The following is a 3,052-nucleotide window of genomic DNA, read 5'->3' as shown; positions in this document are numbered from 1 at the left end:
GGCTTGTCTTCGCCTTCGGTGACGGAAAGCACCGCCACTTTATGGCGTTCGCCGAGGTCGAAGCTAGCCGGGCAAACCAGGTTCCCGACGTTTTCAATGAACAGGATGCCGTTGTCTTCAAGCGGCAAACGTGGCGCGGCGTCAGCAATCATTTGTGCGTCAAGGTGGCAACCTTTACCGGTGTTGACCTGGATGGCGGGCGTACCTGTGGCGCGAATACGGGCGGCATCGTTAACCGTCTGCTGGTCGCCTTCAATGACGGCGCAAGGCACGCTGTCTTTGAGCTTCATCAGCGTTTCGGTCAGCAGCGTGGTTTTACCGGAGCCTGGGCTTGAGACAAGGTTTAATACCAGATGTTGACGGGCAGCAAAGCGGGCGCGGTTGCGCTCGGCCAGACGGTTGTTTTTATCCAGCACGTCAATTTCCACTTCCAGCATCCGGCGCTGACTCATGCCTGGTGCGTGGGTGCCTGCTTCACCGTGACCGTAATGCAAATCGCCTTCTTCAGTCTGGCTCGGTGTGAAACTGGAGGTCTTCACCCCGGTAATATTCAGCGCCGGACGAGCCGCTGGGGCAAATGGCGCGCTGCGAAACGCCGAGTGGGGATTATGCTCATCACCCTCTATATAAAGGTTGCCTTCAGCGCAACCACATGTCGTACACATCGCTCACTCCTGATTTATTACTTGCGATACTTCAGTTGCCGGATGATGACGCTTAGGCGTCGGCATCCGGCGCTGGAGTTTCATCTATTTCAATACGTCGAATCTGTAAGCCGTCATCGGCCACAATTCTCAGCATATCGCTGTTGCATTGCGGACATCTGCGCACGCGTTGCGTCAGTAAGGTGACGTATTGCTGACAAGATTCGCACCAACATTCGGCTTCTTGTTCTTCGAGGTGGAGTTTACAACCTTCTGCAAGGGTCCCGCGGCATACCAGATCAAAACAAAAGGCGAGAGCGCTGGTTTCTACGCAAGAAAATGCGCCAATTTTGAGCCAGACCCCAGTTACTCGTTGAGCACCGTATTGCGTGGCCTGTTGTTCAATCAATTCCAGTGCCCGTTGGCAGAGGGTTATTTCGTGCATACCGCCTCCTATGAAGTTGCCGTATTAAAAGCAATAAACATGCCAGCTTGAATTTTTTCTATCGTGACAATGACGACGATGACGAAATGACATGTCGTCACCGCTCTTTGATTTTTTATCTATATGAAAATTAAAGTTTTTAATTTTGGCATGAAATGTGCTTAAAGCTGTTCATCTCTGCTAAACGGGTAACCTGACATGACTATTTGGGAAATAAGCGAAAAAGCCGATTACATCGCTGAACGGCATCGTCGCCTACAGGACCAGTGGCGTATTTACTGCAACTCGCTGGTTCAGGGGATCACCCTGTCAAAAGCGCGTTTGCATCATGCAATGAGCTGCGCACCGGACAAGGATCTCTGCTTCGTCCTTTTTGAACACTTCACTATCTACGTCACGCTGGCGGACGGCTTTAACAGCCACACCATCTAGTACTACGTTGAAACGAAAGACGGTGATGATAAGCAACTGATTGCACAGGCTGAGTTGACCATCGACGGTAAGGTTGATGAGCGTATCAGCAACCGCGATCGCGAGCAGGTGCTGGAGCACTATCTCGAAAAAATCGCCACCGTCTACGACAGCCTCTATACCGCGGTTGAAAACAATATGCCGGTGAATTTAAGCCAGCTGATTGAGGGACATAGCCCGGCTTAAGCCTTGGGTGTGCCCACTTTTGTCATGATGCACTTTCATACTGCGTCACGACGTTTAGGGAATGGGCATGTCGAAAAATGTCGAAATGACATTTTCCAGACATGTTTTCGTCAAAAATGACTATCACCTGAGGAATGCCTGGTGAATCGTTTTGTAATTGCTGACTCCACTCTTTGCATCGGCTGCCACACCTGTGAAGCCGCCTGCTCAGAGACACATCGCCAGCATGGCCTGCAGTCAATGCCGCGCCTGAAAGTGATGTTAAATGAAAAAGAATCCGCCCCGCAGCTTTGCCACCATTGCGAAGATGCGCCTTGCGCCACCGTTTGTCCGGTTAATGCGATTAATCGCGTTGATGGTGCCGTGCAGCTGAATGAAAGCCTGTGTGTAAGCTGCAAACTGTGCGGGATCGCCTGTCCGTTTGGCGCGATTGAGTTTTCCGGTAGCCGTCCGCTGCATATCCCGGCAAACGCCAATACGCCAAAAGCGCCTCCGGCTCCGCCAGCGCCTGCCCGCGTGAGCACGTTGCTGGACTGGGTTCCGGGTATTCGTGCCATCGCGGTGAAATGCGATCTGTGCAGTTTTGACGAGCTTGGTCCGGCCTGCGTACGCATGTGCCCGACCAAAGCCCTGCACCTGGTGAGTAACGTGGATATTGCCCGCGCCAGCAAACGTAAGCGTGAGCTGACTTTCAATACCGACTTCGGCGATCTCACCTTGTTTCAGCAGGCTCAGAGTGGGGATGCAAAATGAGCGCAATTTCACTGATTAACAGCGGCGTAGCCTGGTTTACGGCGGCTGCGGTTCTGGCATTTCTGTTTTCATTTCATAAACCGCTGAGCGGCTGGATTGCCGGGGTTGGCGGTGCGGTTGGCAGCCTGTGTACGGCGGCTGCGGGTTTCACCGTACTGACTAATGCGCTGGCTTTAAGCGGTGTGATGCCGTTTATTGGTCACAGTGTGCAAATTACCCCGTTGAACGCTATCTGGCTGATTACGCTGGGCCTGTGCGGCCTGTTTGTCAGCCTGTACAACATTGACTGGCATCGTCATCCGCAGGTAAAAGCCAACGGGCTGCTGGTGAATCTGCTGATGGCCGCGGCGGTATGTGCGGTGGTTGCCAGCAACCTCGGAACGCTGGTGGTGATGGCGGAAATCATGGCGCTGTGTGCCGTGTTCCTCACCGGCTGCAGCAAAGAGGGCAAACTGTGGTTTGCGCTGGGCCGTGTCGGCACGCTGCTGCTGGCTATTGCCTGCTACCTGGTGTGGCAACGCTACGGCACCCTGGAGCTGCGCCTGCTTGACCT

2 protein-coding genes and 3 pseudogenes are annotated in these 3,052 nt (G+C 53.5%); 3 read left to right on the top strand and 2 right to left on the bottom strand.

Translation table 11 applies throughout. The features are described from left to right. Nucleotides 1-665 (bottom strand): annotated as a pseudogene (gene hypB, locus FDW87_RS19835) (hydrogenase nickel incorporation protein HypB); the annotation flags it as partial. 52 nt (nucleotides 666-717) lie between these two features. After that, complete coding sequence (gene hypA / locus FDW87_RS19830; RefSeq protein ID WP_016154191.1) at nucleotides 718-1,089, bottom strand: hydrogenase maturation nickel metallochaperone HypA; 372 nt, start codon at nucleotides 1,087-1,089, stop codon at nucleotides 718-720. Between the two features lie 198 nt (nucleotides 1,090-1,287). Between hypA and hycA the strand changes: the two are divergent. The 3 genes and pseudogenes from hycA to FDW87_RS23130 all read left to right on the top strand — a co-directional run. Further along, nucleotides 1,288-1,746, top strand: a pseudogene (hycA, locus tag FDW87_RS19825) (formate hydrogenlyase regulator HycA). Between the two features lie 141 nt (nucleotides 1,747-1,887). Further along, entirely contained in the window at nucleotides 1,888-2,499 is a 612-nt protein-coding gene (hycB, locus tag FDW87_RS19820) for a formate hydrogenlyase subunit HycB (RefSeq protein WP_016154189.1), read from the top strand. Next, nucleotides 2,496-3,052: pseudogene (locus tag FDW87_RS23130) on the top strand (formate hydrogenlyase subunit 3); the annotation flags it as partial. The gene hycB and the pseudogene FDW87_RS23130, both read left to right, overlap by 4 nt.

This window comes from Citrobacter sp. wls826, assembly GCF_005281245.1.
Classification (GTDB): Bacteria; Pseudomonadota; Gammaproteobacteria; order Enterobacterales; family Enterobacteriaceae; genus Citrobacter; species Citrobacter braakii.
This window is presented reverse-complemented; position numbering and strand designations above follow the sequence as displayed.